The 18,458-nt window shown below is 70.3% G+C and carries 16 protein-coding genes and 1 pseudogene; 10 read left to right on the forward strand and 7 right to left on the reverse strand.

What is annotated here, in order from left to right; all coding sequences use genetic code 11:
- Window positions 1–3 precede the first annotated feature (3 nt).
- The 6 genes from AB0M18_RS01570 (at window position 4) to nshR (ending at window position 6,075) form a co-directional block, all read left to right on the forward strand.
- On the forward strand, window positions 4–453 hold the full coding sequence (locus AB0M18_RS01570; RefSeq protein WP_365754580.1) for a helix-turn-helix transcriptional regulator: 450 nt from the start codon (window positions 4–6) through the stop codon (window positions 451–453).
- 323 nt (window positions 454–776) lie between these two features.
- The gene (gene rpsL / locus AB0M18_RS01575; RefSeq protein ID WP_003948652.1) at window positions 777–1,148 is read left to right on the forward strand and encodes a 30S ribosomal protein S12; all 372 of its coding nucleotides are present in this window, start codon (window positions 777–779) and stop codon (window positions 1,146–1,148) included.
- A gap of 2 nt (window positions 1,149–1,150) precedes the next feature.
- Window positions 1,151–1,621 (forward strand): 30S ribosomal protein S7, encoded by a 471-nt coding sequence (rpsG, locus tag AB0M18_RS01580; protein ID WP_128985143.1) that lies wholly within the window; start codon window positions 1,151–1,153, stop codon window positions 1,619–1,621.
- Between the two features lie 39 nt (window positions 1,622–1,660).
- Entirely contained in the window at window positions 1,661–3,787 is a 2,127-nt protein-coding gene (fusA, locus tag AB0M18_RS01585; RefSeq protein WP_365754581.1) for an elongation factor G, read from the forward strand.
- A 162-nt stretch (window positions 3,788–3,949) separates the two neighbouring features.
- The gene (gene tuf, locus AB0M18_RS01590) at window positions 3,950–5,143 is read left to right on the forward strand and encodes an elongation factor Tu (protein ID WP_365754583.1); all 1,194 of its coding nucleotides are present in this window, start codon (window positions 3,950–3,952) and stop codon (window positions 5,141–5,143) included.
- A gap of 128 nt (window positions 5,144–5,271) precedes the next feature.
- Window positions 5,272–6,075 carry an NshR/TsnR family 23S rRNA methyltransferase gene (gene nshR / locus AB0M18_RS01595; protein WP_365754585.1) on the forward strand — a complete coding sequence of 268 codons (804 nt, stop codon included), beginning with the start codon at window positions 5,272–5,274 and terminating at the stop codon, window positions 6,073–6,075.
- A 115-nt stretch (window positions 6,076–6,190) separates the two neighbouring features.
- On the opposite strand, the gene AB0M18_RS01600 is transcribed toward nshR, so the two are convergent.
- Complete coding sequence (locus tag AB0M18_RS01600; protein ID WP_365755022.1) at window positions 6,191–8,173, reverse strand: PIG-L family deacetylase; 1,983 nt, start codon at window positions 8,171–8,173, stop codon at window positions 6,191–6,193.
- Between the two features lie 142 nt (window positions 8,174–8,315).
- Window positions 8,316–9,086, reverse strand: a pseudogene (locus AB0M18_RS01605) (RNA repair domain-containing protein); the annotation flags it as partial.
- Between the two features lie 130 nt (window positions 9,087–9,216).
- Between AB0M18_RS01605 and AB0M18_RS01610 the strand changes: the two are divergent.
- Together AB0M18_RS01610 and AB0M18_RS01615 are read left to right on the forward strand one after the other, a co-directional pair.
- Complete coding sequence (locus AB0M18_RS01610) at window positions 9,217–10,404, forward strand: hypothetical protein (protein ID WP_365754587.1); 1,188 nt, start codon at window positions 9,217–9,219, stop codon at window positions 10,402–10,404.
- Window positions 10,405–10,416: 12 nt separating this feature from the next.
- Window positions 10,417–11,370 (forward strand): hypothetical protein, encoded by a 954-nt coding sequence (locus AB0M18_RS01615; protein ID WP_365754589.1) that lies wholly within the window; start codon window positions 10,417–10,419, stop codon window positions 11,368–11,370.
- Window positions 11,371–11,388: 18 nt separating this feature from the next.
- On the opposite strand, the gene AB0M18_RS01620 is transcribed toward AB0M18_RS01615, so the two are convergent.
- The 5 genes from AB0M18_RS01620 to AB0M18_RS01640 all read right to left on the reverse strand — a co-directional run bounded on the left by AB0M18_RS01620 (window position 11,389) and on the right by AB0M18_RS01640 (window position 17,046).
- Window positions 11,389–12,102 carry a toxin glutamine deamidase domain-containing protein gene (locus AB0M18_RS01620; RefSeq protein ID WP_365754591.1) on the reverse strand — a complete coding sequence of 238 codons (714 nt, stop codon included), beginning with the start codon at window positions 12,100–12,102 and terminating at the stop codon, window positions 11,389–11,391.
- Between the two features lie 8 nt (window positions 12,103–12,110).
- Window positions 12,111–13,181, reverse strand: coding sequence for an ADP-ribosylglycohydrolase family protein (locus tag AB0M18_RS01625; RefSeq protein WP_365755024.1), 1,071 nt, complete (start codon window positions 13,179–13,181; stop codon window positions 12,111–12,113).
- Between the two features lie 453 nt (window positions 13,182–13,634).
- A complete protein-coding gene (locus AB0M18_RS01630; RefSeq protein WP_365754592.1) occupies window positions 13,635–15,818 on the reverse strand; it encodes a putative T7SS-secreted protein in 2,184 nt (727 codons plus the stop codon).
- Complete coding sequence (locus AB0M18_RS01635; RefSeq protein ID WP_365754594.1) at window positions 15,818–16,513, reverse strand: hypothetical protein; 696 nt, start codon at window positions 16,511–16,513, stop codon at window positions 15,818–15,820. Before AB0M18_RS01635 ends, AB0M18_RS01630 begins: the two co-directional genes overlap by 1 nt.
- A complete protein-coding gene (locus AB0M18_RS01640) occupies window positions 16,510–17,046 on the reverse strand; it encodes a hypothetical protein (RefSeq protein WP_365754595.1) in 537 nt (178 codons plus the stop codon). The genes AB0M18_RS01635 and AB0M18_RS01640 overlap by 4 nt, the downstream gene beginning before the upstream one ends.
- Window positions 17,047–17,490: 444 nt before the next feature.
- Here AB0M18_RS01640 and rpsJ point away from each other — a divergent pair, with 444 nt between their 5' ends.
- Window positions 17,491–17,799 carry a 30S ribosomal protein S10 gene (rpsJ, locus tag AB0M18_RS01645; RefSeq protein WP_003948644.1) on the forward strand — a complete coding sequence of 103 codons (309 nt, stop codon included), beginning with the start codon at window positions 17,491–17,493 and terminating at the stop codon, window positions 17,797–17,799.
- 13 nt (window positions 17,800–17,812) lie between these two features.
- The gene (rplC, locus tag AB0M18_RS01650) at window positions 17,813–18,457 is read left to right on the forward strand and encodes a 50S ribosomal protein L3 (RefSeq protein ID WP_265864042.1); all 645 of its coding nucleotides are present in this window, start codon (window positions 17,813–17,815) and stop codon (window positions 18,455–18,457) included.
- Window position 18,458: the final 1 nt, after the last annotated feature.

Consider the following 18,458-nt stretch of genomic DNA (forward strand, 5'->3'; position numbering starts at 1 on the left):
CACATGAGCACTCAAGGGCTCGACGAGTTCGCGGGCTGGGTCGAGGGTCTGATGCGGGCGCGCGGCTACGACATCGACAGCCCCCGCGGCGGCGGGAAGTCCCGGATCGCGGACGAGGCGGGCGTCCACCGCGCAGCCGTGACCCGGCTGCTGCAGCGCCAGAGCATGCCCGACCTGGAGACCATGCGCAGGATCGCCCCGCTCCTCGGGGTCTCCGTCCGCGACATGCTCATCCGGTCCGGCCGCGTGACCCCGGAGGAGCTGCCGCTCGCCGCGGACCTGCTGCCGCCGGGCGACTGGCAGCCGACCATGGAGGACTTCGCGCGCTGGCTCGGCGTCCCGGACGAGCGGATGGACGTCTTCGTCAAGGTCGTCCACCAGTTCCTGGAGCCCGAGCCCGAGACCGGCGAGCCCCGCCCGGCGGGCGAACCCCGCCGCGCCGCCCAGGACTAGGGCCCGCCCGGGACCGGGACCTGCCCGCACTCCCATACCCGGCGCCGCCCGCGTCGGGCGCACCCGCGCCCGGCGGGCGGCTCCGTGCGTGGGCATTTGTTTTGACCGGAGTCCATGCGATAGGTACGCTCAAGCCTTGTGCCTGGGGTGTGCCCGGAGTCGTGTGCGTGTCCTCAACCGCACCGGATCCGAGACCGGCCACCGCAATCAGCGCCCCTTTCCGCCCCCCGGCGGAGGTCCGCGCGATTCGACACACCCGACCGCGTGGGTCGGCGACGTTCCAGGTTAGTTGTACCGAACGGCACACAGAAACCGGAGAAGTAGTGCCTACGATCCAGCAGCTGGTCCGTAAGGGCCGGCAGGACAAGGTCGAGAAGAACAAGACGCCCGCACTCGAGGGTTCCCCTCAGCGCCGCGGCGTCTGCACGCGTGTGTTCACGACCACCCCGAAGAAGCCGAACTCGGCCCTCCGTAAGGTCGCGCGTGTGCGTCTGACCAGCGGCATCGAGGTCACGGCCTACATTCCGGGTGAGGGACACAACCTGCAGGAGCACTCCATCGTGCTCGTGCGTGGTGGCCGTGTGAAGGACCTGCCGGGTGTTCGTTACAAGATCATCCGCGGCTCCCTTGACACCCAGGGTGTCAAGAACCGCAAGCAGGCTCGCAGCCGCTACGGCGCCAAGAAGGAGAAGTAAGAATGCCTCGTAAGGGCCCCGCCCCGAAGCGCCCGGTCATCATCGACCCGGTCTACAACTCTCCTCTTGTCACCTCGCTGATCAACAAGATCCTGCTGGACGGCAAGCGTTCCACCGCCGAGCGCATCGTCTACGGCGCCATGGAGGGCCTCCGCGAGAAGACCGGTGCTGACCCGGTCGTCACGCTGAAGCGCGCTCTCGAGAACGTCAAGCCGTCCCTCGAGGTCAAGTCCCGCCGTGTCGGTGGCGCCACCTACCAGGTGCCGATCGAGGTCAAGCCCGGTCGCGCGTCCACCCTGGCGCTGCGCTGGCTGGTCGGCTACTCCCGCGCCCGTCGCGAGAAGACCATGACCGAGCGCCTCATGAACGAGCTCCTCGACGCCTCGAACGGCCTCGGTGCTTCGGTCAAGAAGCGCGAGGACACGCACAAGATGGCCGAGTCCAACAAGGCCTTCGCGCACTACCGCTGGTAGTCGCAACCCACATCGAGACCGAGAGAAGACTGAAGCCTTATGGCTACCACTTCGCTTGACCTGGCCAAGGTGCGCAACATCGGCATCATGGCCCACATCGACGCGGGCAAGACGACCACCACCGAGCGGATCCTGTTCTACACCGGTGTCTCGTACAAGATCGGTGAGGTCCACGACGGCGCTGCCACGATGGACTGGATGGAGCAGGAGCAGGAGCGCGGCATCACCATCACGTCCGCCGCGACGACCTGCCACTGGCCGCTCGAGGACGTCGATCACACGATCAACATCATCGACACGCCGGGTCACGTCGACTTCACCGTCGAGGTGGAGCGTTCGCTGCGCGTGCTCGACGGTGCTGTGACGGTGTTCGACGGCGTGGCCGGCGTCGAGCCGCAGTCCGAGACCGTCTGGCGTCAGGCGGACCGCTACGGCGTTCCGCGTATCTGCTTCGTCAACAAGCTCGACCGCACCGGCGCCGAGTTCTTCCGCTGCGTCAGCATGATCGAGGAGCGCCTCGGCGCCGTCCCGATCGTGATGCAGCTCCCGATCGGTGCCGAGGCCGACTTCCAGGGCGTCGTCGACCTCGTCCGCATGAAGGCTCTTGTCTGGTCCGCCGAGGCCACCAAGGGTGAGATGTACGACGTCGTCGACATCCCCGACACCCACACCGAGCTCGCCGAGGAGTACCGCGGCAAGCTGGTCGAGGTCGTCGCGGAGAACGACGAGGAGATGATGGAGCTCTTCCTCGAGGGCACCGAGCCCACCGAGGAGCAGCTGTACGCGGCCATCCGCCGCATCACCCTCGCCTCCGGCAACCCGGACAACACCACGGTCACCCCGGTGTTCTGTGGCACCGCGTTCAAGAACAAGGGCGTCCAGCCCCTGCTCGACGCGGTCGTGCGCTACCTCCCCTCCCCGCTCGACATCGAGGCCATCGAGGGCCACGCGGTCGGCGACCCGGAGGAGGTCGTGAAGCGCAAGCCGTCCGACGACGAGCCGCTGTCGGCCCTCGCGTTCAAGATCATGAGCGACCCGCACCTGGGCAAGCTCACCTTCGTCCGCGTGTACTCCGGCCGCCTCGACTCCGGTTCCTCTGTCCTCAACTCCGTTAAGGGCAAGAAGGAGCGCATCGGCAAGATCTACCGCATGCACGCGAACAAGCGTGAGGAGATCGCGTCGGTGGGCGCCGGCGACATCATCGCCGTGATGGGTCTCAAGCAGACCACCACCGGTGAGACGCTCTGTGACGACAAGAACCCGGTCATCCTGGAGTCCATGGACTTCCCGGCCCCGGTCATCCAGGTCGCCATCGAGCCGAAGTCCAAGGGCGACCAGGAGAAGCTGGGTGTCGCCATCCAGCGTCTCGCGGAGGAGGACCCCTCCTTCCAGGTCCACTCGGACGAGGAGACCGGCCAGACCATCATCGGTGGTATGGGCGAGCTGCACCTCGAGGTGCTGGTCGACCGTATGCGCCGTGAGTTCAAGGTCGAGGCCAACGTCGGCAAGCCGCAGGTGGCCTACCGCGAGACGATCCGCAAGGCCGTCGAGCGCGTGGACTACACGCACAAGAAGCAGACCGGTGGTACGGGTCAGTTCGCCAAGGTCCAGATCGGCATCGAGCCGATCGAGGGCGGCGAGGCCTCGTACGAGTTCGTGAACAAGGTCACCGGTGGCCGTATCCCGCGCGAGTACATCCCCTCGGTGGACGCGGGTGCGCAGGAGGCCATGCAGTTCGGCATCCTCGCCGGCTACGAGATGACCGGCGTCCGTGTGATCCTGCACGACGGTGCCTACCACGAGGTCGACTCCTCCGAGCTCGCCTTCAAGATCGCCGGCTCGCAGGCCTTCAAGGAGGCCGCGCGCAAGGCTTCGCCCGTGCTCCTCGAGCCGATGATGGCCGTCGAGGTCACCACGCCCGAGGACTACATGGGTGAGGTCGTCGGCGACATCAACTCCCGCCGTGGCCAGATCCAGGCCATGGAGGAGCGTCACGGTGCCCGCATCGTGAAGGGCCTCGTGCCCCTGTCGGAGATGTTCGGCTACGTCGGCGACCTCCGCAGCAAGACCTCGGGTCGCGCAAGCTACTCGATGCAGTTCGACTCCTACGCCGAGGTTCCGCGGAACGTCGCCGAGGAGATCATCGCGAAGGCCAAGGGCGAGTAACGCACCGCGTTTAACGCAGCGCGTTCACACGCCTTAGGCTTGACACCGACCACCGGGGGTCGGACCCGACAAGGGAACGACCCCCGGCGGACGGCACCCCAGCAAAGATCACCCTGGCGCCGATGAGTAAGGCGTACAGAACCACTCCACAGGAGGACCCCAGTGGCGAAGGCGAAGTTCGAGCGGACTAAGCCGCACGTCAACATCGGCACCATCGGTCACATCGACCACGGTAAGACGACCCTCACGGCCGCCATTACCAAGGTGCTGCACGACGCGTACCCGGACCTGAACGAGGCCTCGGCCTTCGACCAGATCGACAAGGCTCCCGAGGAGCGCCAGCGCGGTATCACGATCTCGATCGCGCACGTCGAGTACCAGACCGAGTCGCGTCACTACGCCCACGTCGACTGCCCGGGTCACGCGGACTACATCAAGAACATGATCACCGGTGCCGCGCAGATGGACGGCGCCATCCTCGTGGTCGCCGCCACCGACGGCCCGATGCCGCAGACCAAGGAGCACGTGCTCCTGGCCCGCCAGGTCGGCGTTCCGTACATCGTCGTCGCCCTGAACAAGGCCGACATGGTGGACGACGAGGAGATCCTGGAGCTCGTCGAGCTCGAGGTCCGTGAGCTCCTCACCGAGTACGAGTTCCCGGGCGACGACCTGCCGGTCGTCCGCGTCTCGGCGCTCAAGGCGCTCGAGGGCGACAAGGAGTGGGGCGAGAAGCTCCTCGGCCTCATGAAGGCCGTGGACGAGTCCATCCCGCAGCCCGAGCGTGACGTCGACAAGCCGTTCCTGATGCCGATCGAGGACGTCTTCACGATCACCGGTCGTGGCACCGTCGTCACCGGTCGTATCGAGCGTGGTGTCCTCAAGGTCAACGAGACCGTCGACATCATCGGCATCAAGACCGAGAAGACCACCACCACGGTCACCGGCATCGAGATGTTCCGCAAGCTGCTCGACGAGGGCCAGGCCGGTGAGAACGTCGGTCTGCTCCTCCGTGGCATCAAGCGCGAGGACGTCGAGCGCGGCCAGGTCATCATCAAGCCCGGTTCGGTCACGCCGCACACCGAGTTCGAGGCCCAGGCCTACATCCTGTCGAAGGACGAGGGTGGCCGTCACACCCCGTTCTTCAACAACTACCGCCCGCAGTTCTACTTCCGTACCACGGACGTGACCGGCGTCGTGACCCTCCCCGAGGGCACCGAGATGGTCATGCCGGGCGACAACACCTCCATGAGCGTCGCGCTGATCCAGCCCGTCGCCATGGAGGAGGGCCTCAAGTTCGCCATCCGTGAGGGTGGCCGGACCGTCGGCGCCGGCCAGGTCGTCAAGATCACCAAGTAAGTCCACTTGGCAGATCCGGGCTGACCCGGTCGCCCTGACACAGGGCACCTAGCACGAAGCGAAGGGCCCGTACGACGTACGTCGTACGGGCCCTTCGTCGTGTCGCTCCGTCCTGTAACGTCTTCGCCGTGGCAAGTCTCGACATCATCGAAGAACGTTCCGATCCCGCGGTCCAGCGGATCATCGATGTCACCAAGCACTCGAGGTCCGTCGTCAAGACGGTGCTGATCGAGGACATCGAACCCCTTCTGCAGAGCATCCGCGCCGGAGTCGAGTTCACCGAGGTCTACGGCCTGGACACCGCGCCGCCGCCGGCCGAGCTCCTCGAAGCGTGCGAGAAGCGCGGCATCCGGGTCCGGCTGCTCGCCTCGGCGCTCGCCAACCAGGTGTTCAAGGCCGAGAAGAAGCCCAAGCTCTTCGGCATCGCCAAGGTGCCGCGGCCCAGCCGCTTCAAGGACCTGGCGGACCGGACCGGCGACGTCATCCTGCTCGACGGCGTGAAGATCGTCGGCAACATCGGCGCCATCGTCCGCACCGCCTTCGCGCTCGGCGCCGCCGGCATCGTGCTCGTCGACAGCGACCTGCCGACCATCGCCGACCGGCGCCTGATCCGGGCCAGCCGGGGATACGTGTTCTCCCTGCCGATCGTCCTCGCCTCCCGCGACGAGGCGCTGAACCACCTGCGGGAGAGCGGCCTGCGCCCGATGGTCTTCGAGGCCGACGGAGACCACTCGGTCGGCGACCTCGGTGCCATCGACGAGCGGATCGTCCTGATGTTCGGCAGCGAGAAGACGGGGCCGTCCGGGGCGCTCTCGGACCTCGCCGCCGAGTCGGTGTCGATCCCCATGAACCCCGCCGCGGAGTCGCTCAACGTCTCCGTCTCGGCCGGCATCGCGCTGCACGCGCGCGCCCGCCGCAACCTCGGCGCCTGATCGACCGCCCCGACCCCGGGCCGCGTCAGGCCGTGTCAGGCCGTGTCAGGCCGCGTCAGGCCGTGTCTTGGGCCCGCCTCCGTTCCGGGGGGCGGGCCCCAAAGCTTTCCGGGCGTCAGGGCCTGTCGTACGGCCGCCAGGCCCACGGGCGGGCGTCCGCTCCGAGGCCGACCACCGTGCCGGGGCCGTGCAGGACGGGCGCGGCGCCGGCCGGGGCGGTGCCGCGGTCCCGGACCGCGAGGCGGCCGTCGCGCAGCAGCTGGACCCGGCCGCGCGGGTCGCGGCCGAGCAGCACCGGGCCGCGCGGGCCCGGGGCGGCGGCCAGCGGCCCGTACCCCTCGAACAGCGGAGCCGGTCCGGTCGAGGAGCGCAGCCGGCCGTCGGCGGGGGCCCGGTAGAAGACCTCCACACCGGCCGGACCGGGCGCCGGGACGGCGGCGACCGGGTCGCCGGACAGCGGGAGCGGCGCGGCCGGGGAGCCGTCGACCCAGTGCCGTATGTGCTGACGGCCCGCCGCGAGCAGGTGGACCCGGCCCGCGGCGTCGACCAGCGCGGTCAGTCCGTCCTGCACCTCCTCCTGATCGGGAAGCGTTCGCCACGGGCCCCAGGCGCCGTCCGTCGCCCGCACCCGCGTCGACACGCCCTTGTCCGCGTTCCGTACGAAGAGGTGCACCCGGCCGTCGGGCGCGGCGACCGCCACCGGCGCGCCGATCCGGCGGCCCCGGTCGTCCTCCCGCTCCGGACTGCCCAGGCCCGTCCAGGCGAGGAACGGGCCGCCGGGGGAGCGCTGCTCCAGGAGCACCACCTCGCGCCGGTTCGCGCCGCCGCGGCCGGTGAGCGCGGCGAACCGCACGCCGAAGAGCAGCAGACGCCCGTCGGGGAGCGTCGCCGGGGCGAGCACCGGCGCCAGCGGGCCGCCGCCCAGGTCCTCCGGCTCCCCGAACACCCCGCTGCCGCGTTCCTGTTCGCGCCAGCGGACCGCACGGAGCCCGAGCACCCCGTACGCGGCGAGCCGCCCGCCCGGCTCCTCGGCGACGGCCGGACCGGCGGCCGGCCAGCGGTAGTGGGTGGCGCGCACCCAGCCCTTCCAGTTGGTCAGCGGGCGGTCCCCGCCGACGCCGTAGTCGCCGCAGCCGGAGGGGTTGCCGCAGTCCCAGGACGGATCGCCGCCGTACGGGACGAGGTGGCCGGCCTTCTCGGCGAGGACCCGCGGTGGCAGGTTCTTCGGCCAGTGCCGGTTGTAGTAGCCGCGGAAGGCGGTCGTGGTGAAGGCCGGCACCGGCCCGCCGTCCGCCGTGGCGTCGGCGACCCGGCGCAGCAGCGCCGCCCAGGTGAAGCAGGCCACCGCCGTGTGGTCGCCGTGGTCGGAGTAGCCCGGCTGCTCGCTGTCCCGCTGCCGGGTGGCCTCGGGGCTGTGCTGGATGTCCGGGTCCGGGTCGAGGGTGTGCACGACCGTCGGCCGGTACGTGGCGAGCAGCCCGGCGAGTACCTCGATCAGCTGCTCGTGGTCGTACGTGACGGAGTGGGTGACGGGCGAGTCGGCGGACAGATGGGTGGTGAGTTCGAGGGCCCGGTCCTGCCACAGGGCGGGCAGCGCCATGTAGCGGCGCGGGGTGTGCATCGGCAGGTTGAGGAAGACCAACTCGACCCGGCGGCCGCCGTGTTCGAGGGTGTCGACCTCCGCGTGCCGCCCGCCCGCGAGCTCGGTGGTCCCCTTCCGCCAGGGCGTGAACCGGTCCGCGCCGAGCAGCTCCGCGTACGCCTGGCGCAGGCCCTGGTGCCGGGCGGAGGAGTAGGCGGCCCGGTCCGGCGGGGTCTCGGGCATGCCCTTGATCCGGTTCTTGCCGTTGTGCTCGCCGGCCGTCACGTACACGCAGACCACCGGCACCCCGGCGTCGAGCAGCCGCTGCGTGTCCGGGTTCATGAAGTACAGGTCGTCGTCCGGGTGCGCGGCGAACTGCATCAGCAGCGCCCGCCGGCCGGCGGCGATCGGCCGGCCCGGCGCCGGATCCGCCGAGGCGGTGTGGCCGGGCGGGGCGGGTACGGAGCAGCCGGCGACGGCCGCGCCGGCGGCCACCGCCGCCGCCCCGGCGAGCATCCCGCGCCGGGTCGGTCCTCTGTTCTCGTCCACCGGTCGTGCGTCCCCCGTGTGTGACTCTCCACCGTCCTGCGTGTGCCGTGCGGCTAGACGGGTTTTCGAGCGCGGGGGTTCAGTGCGAGGCGGCCGATTCGCCGGATCCGCCGAGCGGCACCGTGGCCCGCACCTCCATCGGCCCGTCGCCGCGCCGGGACAGCAGCACGAGGTCGGTGATCCGGACGCTCATCGTCCCGAGCAGGTCCTCGCAGCTCGTGGCGAGGGCGGCGGGGTCGCGGCTGCGGCCGAGGGACAGGTGCGGGGTGTACGGGCGGGAGTCGACGCACCGCGGGAAGCGGTCCTCCAACGCCTCCCGCAGCCGAAGCCACGGCTCCGAGCCCCGCGCGGCCGGGTCGAGCCACACGGTGGCGTCCGTACGGTGCCGGAACCACCGCACCCCGTGGAGCCGCGCCCGGAACGGCGGGACGGTCCGCAGGGCCGCCGCGACCAGCGGGATCGCCCGCAGGAAGTCGGACTCGGGGACGAACCCGTACACGACGTTGACGTGCGGCGGCCAGCGCCCGATCTGCCGGTCGTGGACGCGCCGGATGCGCTGGATCGGCTCCCACAGCCCGTGCGGCGGCAGCCAGGCCACGGCCGTCCGATACGTGGGAGGCACGGCGAGCACGTCGGCGTGGACCCGGCCCGCCGCGGACGCGTCAAGCCGGTCGAGCCCGGTCGCCCGGTCCCAGACGAGTTCCCCGTCCGCCTCGAAGAACACCACCCGGTGCCACGGGATCTCCCCGCCGGGCGCGAAGTCCACGAGATCCACGCGCTTCGGGCCCGCGTCCCGCTCGGCGATCCCCATGACGAACCGCTCGGCGTCGAACCGCGGGTCCCACACCACCCGGTGGTAGACCTCGTCGCTGGTGCGCATACTCCGCCTCTGCCCGGATTCCGCCGGTCACGAACTGATCAAGACGTCTGACCTGCCTGTTCCGCCCGTACGGCGGCGTGAGAACGTCCGGATCGCATCACATATTCACAGGGGTCGCAGGGGTGGGGACATGAGCGACAAGCCGTCGGACAGACCGTCGGTCTCGGACGAGGAATGGGCCTCGTTCGTCGAGTCGGCGCGTGAGCAGGGCATCGGCACCAAGGCCGACGTGCGGGCGCTGCGCAAGGCGAAGCCGCCGAAGCGGCCCAAGGCCCCCAGGGCCTCCAGGGCGCCGAAGCGCCAGGAGCCGGCGGGCTGGCGCACCGGCCCGGCCTGGCAGGAGATGAACGGCCGGGCGGCACGGAAGCGCAAGCTCAAGGCCGTCCTCGGCATCTCCCTGGCGGCGGGCCTGGCGCTGGTCGCCGTACGCCCCCAGCTGATCACCGCCCTGCTCCCGGAGGGCGTCACCTCCGCCCTGCCGTCCTCCTGGACGGACCACCCGGAGGACACGACACCGCTGGCGGCGGAGACGGCGGCCCCGACCGCACCCCCGGAGCCCGTCGACCCGCACCGCCCGACCCTGAAGGAGCCCTTCAGGGGCTCCCCGGCGGTGCGGTGGGCGGACGGGGCCGCGGGCATCGAGCTTCCGCCGGCGAAGGCGACGGGCTGGATGTCGAAGACGCAGGTCGAGGCGGCCCTGAAGAAGTCCAAGGAGTTCCTGGTCGCGGCCAACCTGGACCCGAAGGTGCTCCGGGGCGGCAGGCCGGACGCGGCGCTGAAGCTGATCGACCCGACCCAGAAGGATGTCCGTACCCAGCTGGAGGGCTGGCTGGCCAAGCCGACCGAGGCGAACGACCCCAAGACGGTGTTCACCCGCTTCACCCCGGTGGAGGTCAAGCCGGCCGGCACCGTCGTGAAGGTCCGGGGCCGGATGAGCGTGGCGGCGGGCAAGGGCAAGAAGGCGGGCACGGTCGAGGTGAGCGCCGACTACACCTTCGTCTACCCGCTCCTAAAGGCCGGGCCGGGCGCGGACGAGGTCGCCCGTACGATCGTCCGCCGCGAGATGACCTTCGTCTTCTACGACCCCGCGCGCTACCGGGTCAGCAGCGGCAAGGTCGTCATCGGCGACTGGATGTCGGACTACGGCAACAGCTCCTGCGAGCTGGACGGCGACGGCTTCCTCCACCCGGAGTTCGAGTCCGACCTCCGGACCGGCCCCGTGCCCGGCACCACGGGCCCGGCCACCGACCCGTACGACCGCAGCAAGCCGATCGAACGCCATCGGACGGCCGGCTGCGGCACCGTCACTCGTTCCTGAGGGGGGAACACCATGGGATGGGACTACGAAGACCCCAACGGCGGCACACAGAGCTCCGCCGCCCGCATCGCCTCCGGCGCCGTCGGCATCGTCGTCGCGGCGGGCCTCGCCGTGCTGGTGCTGCGGCCCGAGCTGATGCCGTGGCGGGACGCCGGGGACACGACTCCGCTGGCCGCCGAGACCGGACGGCCGAGCGCCGCGCCCTCCGAGGAGGCGTTCCCGGACCGGCCGACGCTGCGGGAGCCGTTCAAGGGATCGCCGGCGCTGCGGTGGGCGGACGGGGCCGCCGGGATCGAGCCGCCGGCCGCCAGGGCCACCGGCTGGATGTCGAAGGCGCAGGTCGAGGACGCGCTGAAGCGGACCAAGGAGTTCCTGGTTGCGGCCAACCTGGACCCGGCGGTGATCAAGGGCGGGAAGCCGGACGCGGCGCTGAAGCTGATCGACCCGAAGCAGCCGGAGGTCCGGGCCGACCTGGAGAAGTCCCTGGCGAAGCCGACCGAGGCGAACGACCCGACCTCGCTCTTCACCCGCTTCAGCCCGAAGGAGGTCCGTCCGGCCGGGACGGTCGTGAAGACCAGGGGCCGGATGACCGTCGAGGCGGGCACCGGAAAGGACGCCGGAAACGTCGTCATCCGCACCGACTACACCTTCGTGTACCCGGTGGTGAAGGCCGCGCCGGGCTCCGACGAGGTGGCCCGCACCATCGTGCGCCGCACCCTGGTCGTGGCCCTGCCGGACCCGGAGGAGTTCGAGGTGACCAAGGGCAGGCTGTCGCTCTGGGAGTGGAACTCCGACCTCGCCAACAGCGCCTGCGACGTGTTCGACGGCTTCCTGCACCCACAGTTCGACTCGGACCTGATGGCCGACCCGGACGCGGCCCCGGTGGGCCCGGAACAGGACCCGTACGACCGGAGCAAGGACCTGGGCGCCAGCTCCCAGGAGTGCGGCACGGTCTCCCGTACCTGACCCCCTGCCGGGGACGGGTCACCGACTGCCGACGGCCGGCAGTGCGCGGCGGAGGACCAGCTCCCGTACGTGGGAGGTGTCCAGCGTGGCCAAGGCGGCCGTGACCGCGTCCAGGAAGACGGCCCGGCCGTTGTTGTTGTGGACGTAGACGAGGCCGCCGGTCACCTCCTGACCGTCGGCCTCGCGGCGTACCCACACAAGCCCGCGGGTGTCCGGCCCCGGTTCGCGAACGGCCCTGATCACGTCCTTCCAGTCACCGACGGGCACGTGCGTGAAGCCCTGGAAGTACCGGCGGTTCAGCCTGCCCCACCATCCGGGGGCCTCATGGGCGGGACGCCAGGGCAGGGCGACCGACGGGTGCCCGCCGACCACGGAGTGCAGGGCGGCCACGCAGCCGCGGGCGTTGATACGGCGCGCCTGGTTCCGTACGCGGGCCGAGGTCTCGCGTACGGGGGCGGGCTCCAGGTCTGCCAGCGGGGCGCTGGAGGCGGGGTGGAAGGGGGAGCTGCCGTCCTTCGGTACGACGAGCGAGGCCGCGAGCATCGGCGTACGCGGGTATCCGGGCTGCGGGAGGGCCCGGCAGGCCAGTAGCCAGGCCGTCTCCGTCTCGTACACGGGGCGCGGCACGGCGAGCTCGACGAGCCCGCCGTAGACGTCGTTCAGCCAGGCGGTGGCCTGGTGGACGGGGTGAGCGCGGTCCTCCGCCGGCCGGTGTTCCTCCTTGCCCTTCACCTCGGTGCTCAGTCCCAGGCCCGGCTCAGGGCGCTGAGCCGGTCGCGGTACTCCAGCACCTCGATCCACTCGGGGAACCACTGCTGCGGCCCGTTCTTCGCCCCGGCGAAGGCGCCGGCCAGGGCCGCGATGGAGTCGGAGTCTCCGGAGGAGTGGGCACCTCGCATGATCGATGCGCGCGGAGAGCCCTGGACCACCAGGAAGCAGTACAGGGCGGTGGCGAGTGCTTCCTCGGCGATCCAGCCTGCGCCGACAGCCACGCAGGGGTCCTGGTCGATGTCCGGATCACGAAGGGCTTCGGTCACCTTGTCGAGGGCGCGAAGGCATTCGTCCCATCCGAATGCGATGTACGTCGCGGGGTCGGGTGCTCCTGCCTTCTGCGCCAGGTCTCCGAGCCAGTCGGCGTGGTACGTCTGCCGGGACTGCTGCGCGTAGGAGCGCAGCTGGGGGAGGAGGTCGTCCAGGGCGCAGCCGTGGGCGAGGAGCCAGATGGCGTGGGCCGTCAGGTCGCTGGCGGCGAGCGCGGTGGGGTGGCCGTGCGTCATGGCTGCCTGCAACTGGGCGATGCCCGAGCGCTGCTCGGCCGTCAGGCCGGGTACGAGCGCGACCGGGGCCACGCGCATGTTCGCGCCGCAGCCCTTGGAGCTGATCACTGTGGCGTCCTGCCAGCGAATGCCGCGTTCCAGCGCGGCGCAGGCGTTCAGGCAGGTCTGGCCCGGGGCCCGGTTGTTGTCGGGATCACGGAGCCACTTCACGAAGTGGGCACGCAGAGCCGCTTCGACCTCGTGCGGGGTGATCGAGGGGGCCGTCTCCCACACCTCACGCGTCCCTCGTTCCCTTCGCGCGCCGCGCGTCTCTCTCGCGCGTCCCGTGACCTCCAGGAGGGCCTCTCCCACGGCCAGCGCCATCTGGGTGTCGTCGGTCACCCGCACCACGTCGCCGGCGGAGAGAGGCATCCCCATCTTCTGCCAGGGGCCGAACTTCGCGCTGATCTGCTCCATGGTCAGGAACTCGGTGGGATAGCCCATGGCATCCCCGAGAGCGAGGCCGAACAGCGTCCCGCGCGCCGAGTTCTTCACGGTCCCCTCAGGAGGCCACCCGGCGCGGGCGCGGAGCGACTCGGAGTTCGGTGCCTCGTCGAGGGAGCCGGGCACCACGTGACTGGAGCCGGTGAAAGGTGAGTCCCTGATCATCTCCGCGAGTGCTTCGGACGGTGCGATACCCCGCGTGTAGCCGTCGTACAGGCGGCGCACCCATGGGCTGCCTTCGTTGAGGGCGACGTGCCCGGCGTCCTTGCGCGCGATCCAGTTCGCCGCGCCCTCCTCGTCGCTGACCCACACGTAGCCGATCACCGTGTCCTGGGCGTTCGCCACGGAGACGTACTGCACGGGTCCGCCGGCCCGACGGCTGTAGCGCTGCGGGCCTCCCGGCTCGACGCGGAACTCCAGGTCCTCCAGGAAACGTGGGTTGGTCGTCTGCTTCACGAAGCGGGGACCGCTGTCCCCTGCGGTGTTCATTTCAACTGTCCTCTTCTAATTCCCGGGCAGGACTTCGCCGTAGATCTGCAGCTGCCCCTTTTCGTTGTAGAAAGCCCGCGTAACCCTGTAGGTGGTGCCCCGCCCCAGCAGCAGTTCCCGTTCGATCACACCGAAGTGGCTGACTTTTTCCATCCAGAGGGCGGGAGTTCCCTCGGGAACCCGAAGATGCATGATGGCGTCCATCTTCTCGAAGCTCCCCGCCGGAGTTTCGCCGAGGGATGTCGACATGTAGGCCTTGTCGGGAATCTTCTGCCCGAGAAGATCGGCAGGGTCGTCGAATTTCAGATGTCCGGTTCCCGACCCGCGCACGACCATGACGTCTTCCGGAATCCGGTGACCGGCCAATGCCTTGTCGACCTCCTCGATATTGCGGAGTACGTCTGGAGTGCCCAGCTCGGGATCTCCGCGGAGGTAGCCGTTCATCTCTCGGTAGGTTGCGTACCGCGGATCTGGATAGCTGAGCTTTTCGTCCGAATAGTCCAGGAGTGATTTTCGCGTCGACTCCGGCAAGTTCTCGGCGTAGTCGTTCCAATGGTCCCTGCCGTAGGCGATGGCCGCATCGTCGTCGCGGAGTCTGACGGCCCCAGCGCTGAGCTCGTCGGCTGCTACCTGATGCTTCTGCGCGCTGCCGAGGCCGTCGAACTCGTCTGCCGAAACATGCGGCTCATAGGTGAAGCCGCCATCGCCGTGAGTCCCGACCCCGTCATTGACCCCCTTCAGCTCCGGATACTGATCCTCCAGGAACCCCTGCCCCGCCTTGGGATCCGGCGCGTCCGCGTGGGCGGTGGCCTCGTCCACGTGATGCGTGGGCTGGGTGAGGTCGTCCCACTTGCCGGCGGCCGGGACGTCGTCCAGCAGGCTGGTCGGAGGCGCGTTGTCGATCGTCCAGCTCTTGGGCAGGCCGGAGACCGCGGTCTCGGACGGCGTGGCCGCGTCGTCCGCCCAGGTCGGCGGGGACGGCGACGGCGGGTGGGGCGCGGTGGTGGCGAGGTCGTCGCCGTACTTCACGCCCTTCGTCGCCAGGTTCGTCGCCCCGGTCTCCAGGCCCTCCCGGGCCGCGAGGCGCAGGCCGCCGCGGGCGAGGCCGGTGCCCTTCGTGCCGAACAGTTCGGGGATGAGGCGGCCGAGGAACTCCGACGGGTCCTTCTTGAAGCCCTCCACCGCGGCCGTCACGACGCGGTCGGGGTGGGCCGCCGTGGACACCAGGCCGGAGAGTGTCATCGAGACGTTCTGCGCGTACGCGGCGGGGTGCGTCAGGTTGTACGCGTCCATGGGGTTGAGGCCCCGGGCGAAGTTGAGGAGCCCCGCGGTCCCCTTGAGGGCGCCGCCCACCACATGGGTCAGCTCCACGTTGTACGCCTGGTAGCCGTCGACGAGGTCGCTGCCCAGGCGGTCGAGGGGCGGCGGTTCGGCGGGGGCGTGGGCCAGGGCCTTCTCGACCCTGGCCGCGGCCTCGGTCGCGGCGGTGTTCCGCTGTTCGCGGGCGTGCGCGAGTCTTGCCCTGGCCTCCTCGACGACCGCATCGGCGGCCCTGCCGGCCTCGTGGGCCGCGGTGACCGTGGCGTCCGTGGCACCCCTGGCCGCCGCGGCGGCCTTCGCCTCCTCCGAGACCCGCCTGCCCTCGCGGTACATCTCGACGGCCTCGCCCGCCTGGCCCTGCGCCCACCGCACGGCGTCGGCATAGGCCTCCAGCGCCGCCGCGGCCGTCTCGCAGGCGTCCGCCGCGTGCAGCCACTTCGTGGGGTGGACGCCGAACCTCTCGCGGAAGGCGTCACCGCCCAGGCCCTTCCAACGCGAGGAGTCGACCTTCCGCATGCCCTGGCCGACCTTCTCGAAGGCCGCCCGGAAGTCCTTGAGGTGCGCCGCGCTCGTGAGGATGTTCGCGGGGTTGCCGCGGACGAGCTCGTTCGCCTCCTCGGTCTGGCCGAGCTGCTTCTCGCCGGGGGTCGCACCGAGGCTCGACGCCACGCCGTCGCCCCAGTCCGTGACCACGTCGGCGGCCTTGTGCAGGCCGTACGAGTCGAGGCGCTCACCGGTCTCGTCGGTCACCCAGTCGACGGTCTCGCCCAGCTTCCTCCTGCCGGAGTCGATGCCGTCCTCGATGACGCCGAGGCCCCTGTCGATGCCGTCCTTGAAGCCGTCGCCGATGTCGCCGATGTCGTCGAGCAGTCCGCCCATCAGCCCGCTCCGCCGCTCTGCTGTGGCGGCACCTGCTGCTGGGCGGCGGCCCGCTCCTCCGCCGACGGGCCGAACGTGTCGTCGAGCATCTGCTCGTACTCGGCGTCGGAGACCCCGAGCGAGGAGTGCATGCTCTGCGGGTTCACGCCGGGCAGGCCGACCGTGCTCGACGTCATCACGTCGCGACCGGCGTCCTTCCAGCCCTGGGCGATGTTGGCGTTCGCCTGCTCGAAGGACTCGCGGCTGTAGTCGGCCCCGCCGTACGCCCCGGACCTGGCGATGTCGCCCCAGCCCTGCCGCGTGACCTCGTCCTCGGACGCGTACGGGTTCCCGATGGCCGCGTTGGTGACGATCTTGAACGTGCCTTCCACGTACTGCTCGGTCTCGTGGTACGTGCCGGCCGACAGGCCCGCCTTCACGGCGAAGCCGTTGCCCTCGCCGATCAGGGCGCGCACGCCCCACTCCCAGCGCTCGCAGAACGACGAGAACGTCGCCGTCAGCCCCTCGTGGCCCAGATCCAGGCCGGAGAGCTCGATCTCGCCGAAGCCGCGGCCCGCCCCCGCCGTGCCGACCGAGCCGAGCTCCTTCAGCTCGCTCAGGGCCAGCGTCAGTCCGTTCGCGATCTCGCCGAGACCGCTCGCGGCCAGCTCCTGGCCGCCCCCGTCCCCGCCCGTGCTCCCGCCGTCCCCGCTCACCGCACCCCTCCCGTGGTGCCCTCGTCCACCGCCGCCGTGTCCGGAACGATCCCGGCCACCGGCGGGAGGAGCACCGCGTGCTCCGCACCGTCCGCCGCGTCCAGGGCCACGCCGCACGGGACCCCGGCGCCCGGCACGGCGGCGTCGAGCAGCCGTGCGCCGAGCACCGTCTCGTACTCCCAGGCCACGCCGCCCTCGCCCCTGGCGAGCGCGTACCGGACCAGCGCCGACTCGTCGGAGAACGCGAGGATCCAGCGCACGCCGCCGAAGTCGACGGTCAGCCAGGACCCGTCCCGGCGCGGCACGAGCACGGCCGTCTCCCGGAAGAGCTCAAGGATTGCGGCGAACTCGCGCCGCCGGCCCTCCGCCTCGGCGTCGAACACTCCGCCGGGCGGGGCGGCGGGGGTGGGCGGTGGGGGAGACCATGGCGGGGTCGCCGCCGGCTCGTCCCGTGGTGTGAAGGCCGGGTCCGCGTAGTCGGCCAGCCGGGACCGCCGTACCGGCGTGTCCGAGCCGCCCCCAAGATCGATCATCGCGTCACACTGGCACAAGGGCCGCGCCCGGACCGAATCGGGCCTCGCCGCGCCCGTGTGTACCCCCACGTGACGTGGGGTACAGTCTTCGCCCCGATTGGCGGCCGCTAGGCCCCGTATGGCAGACTAGCCGGGTTGCTCGGTTGAGTACCGATGCTGCGCGCCTCCCGCCGGGAGGACCGGAAGCGAGTCCCACAGTACTCGTCGACCCCCTGCGGGTCGGACGTACGGGAATCTTCCGGGAAGCGTGGGCGGGGCCTCAGCCAGGCGCCCGGTGGTGTTCTGCACCCGCCACGCGGCACGGCCCGCACCCCCTTGGTTGGGATCTCCCTCTGGGAGATCTTCGTAGAGGGAGCGCGACACGCCCGACCGCGTGGGTCGGAGACAGAGCGCTGGACCGCCGGGTACCAGAGCGTTACTACGACAAAGGACTACTGAGTAGCCATGGCGGGACAGAAGATCCGCATCCGGCTCAAGGCCTACGACCACGAGGTCATCGACTCCTCGGCGAAGAAGATCGTCGAGACGGTGACTCGCACTGGTGCGTCGGTCGCGGGCCCGGTGCCGCTGCCCACTGAGAAGAACGTGTACTGCGTCATCAAGTCGCCGCACAAGTACAAGGACTCGCGCGAGCACTTCGAGATGCGCACGCACAAGCGCCTCATCGACATCCTCGACCCCACGCCGAAGACGGTTGACTCGCTGATGCGTCTCGACCTGCCGGCTGGCGTCGACATCGAGATCAAGCTCTGAGGTGACGCGCGAGATGGCTAAGAACATCAAGGGCATCCTGGGCGAGAAGCTCGGCATGACGCAGGTCTGGGACGAGAACAACCGGGTCGTCCCGGTGACCGTCGTCAAGGCCGGCCCGAATGTCGTGACCCAGGTGCGTACGAACGACGTCGACGGCTACGAGTCGGTCCAGATCGCCTTCGGCGAGATCGACCCGCGCAAGGTGAACAAGCCCCTCAAGGGCCACTTCGCCAAGGCCGACGTCACCCCGCGCCGTCACCTCGTCGAGATCCGTACCGCTGACGCCAGCGAGTACAGCCTCGGCCAGGAGATCACCGCCGAGGTCTTCGAGGCGGGCATCAAGGTCGACGTGACCGGCAAGAGCAAGGGCAAGGGCTTCGCCGGTGCCATGAAGCGCCACAACTTCCGTGGTGGCAAGGCGTCCCACGGTGCCCACCGTGTGCACCGCAAGCCGGGTTCGATCGGTGGCTGCGCCACCCCGGGCCGCGTCTTCAAGGGCATGCGCATGGCCGGCCGCATGGGCAACGAGCGCGTGACCACCCAGAACCTGACCGTTCACGCCGTTGACGCGGAGAAGGGCCTGCTGCTCATCAAGGGCGCGGTTCCTGGTCCGAACGGCGGCCTCGTCCTGGTCCGCACCGCGGCCAAGGGGGCCTGAG

Origin of the sequence: Streptomyces sp. NPDC051909, assembly GCF_040681095.1 — a bacterium.
Classification (GTDB): Bacteria; Actinomycetota; Actinomycetes; order Streptomycetales; family Streptomycetaceae; genus Streptomyces.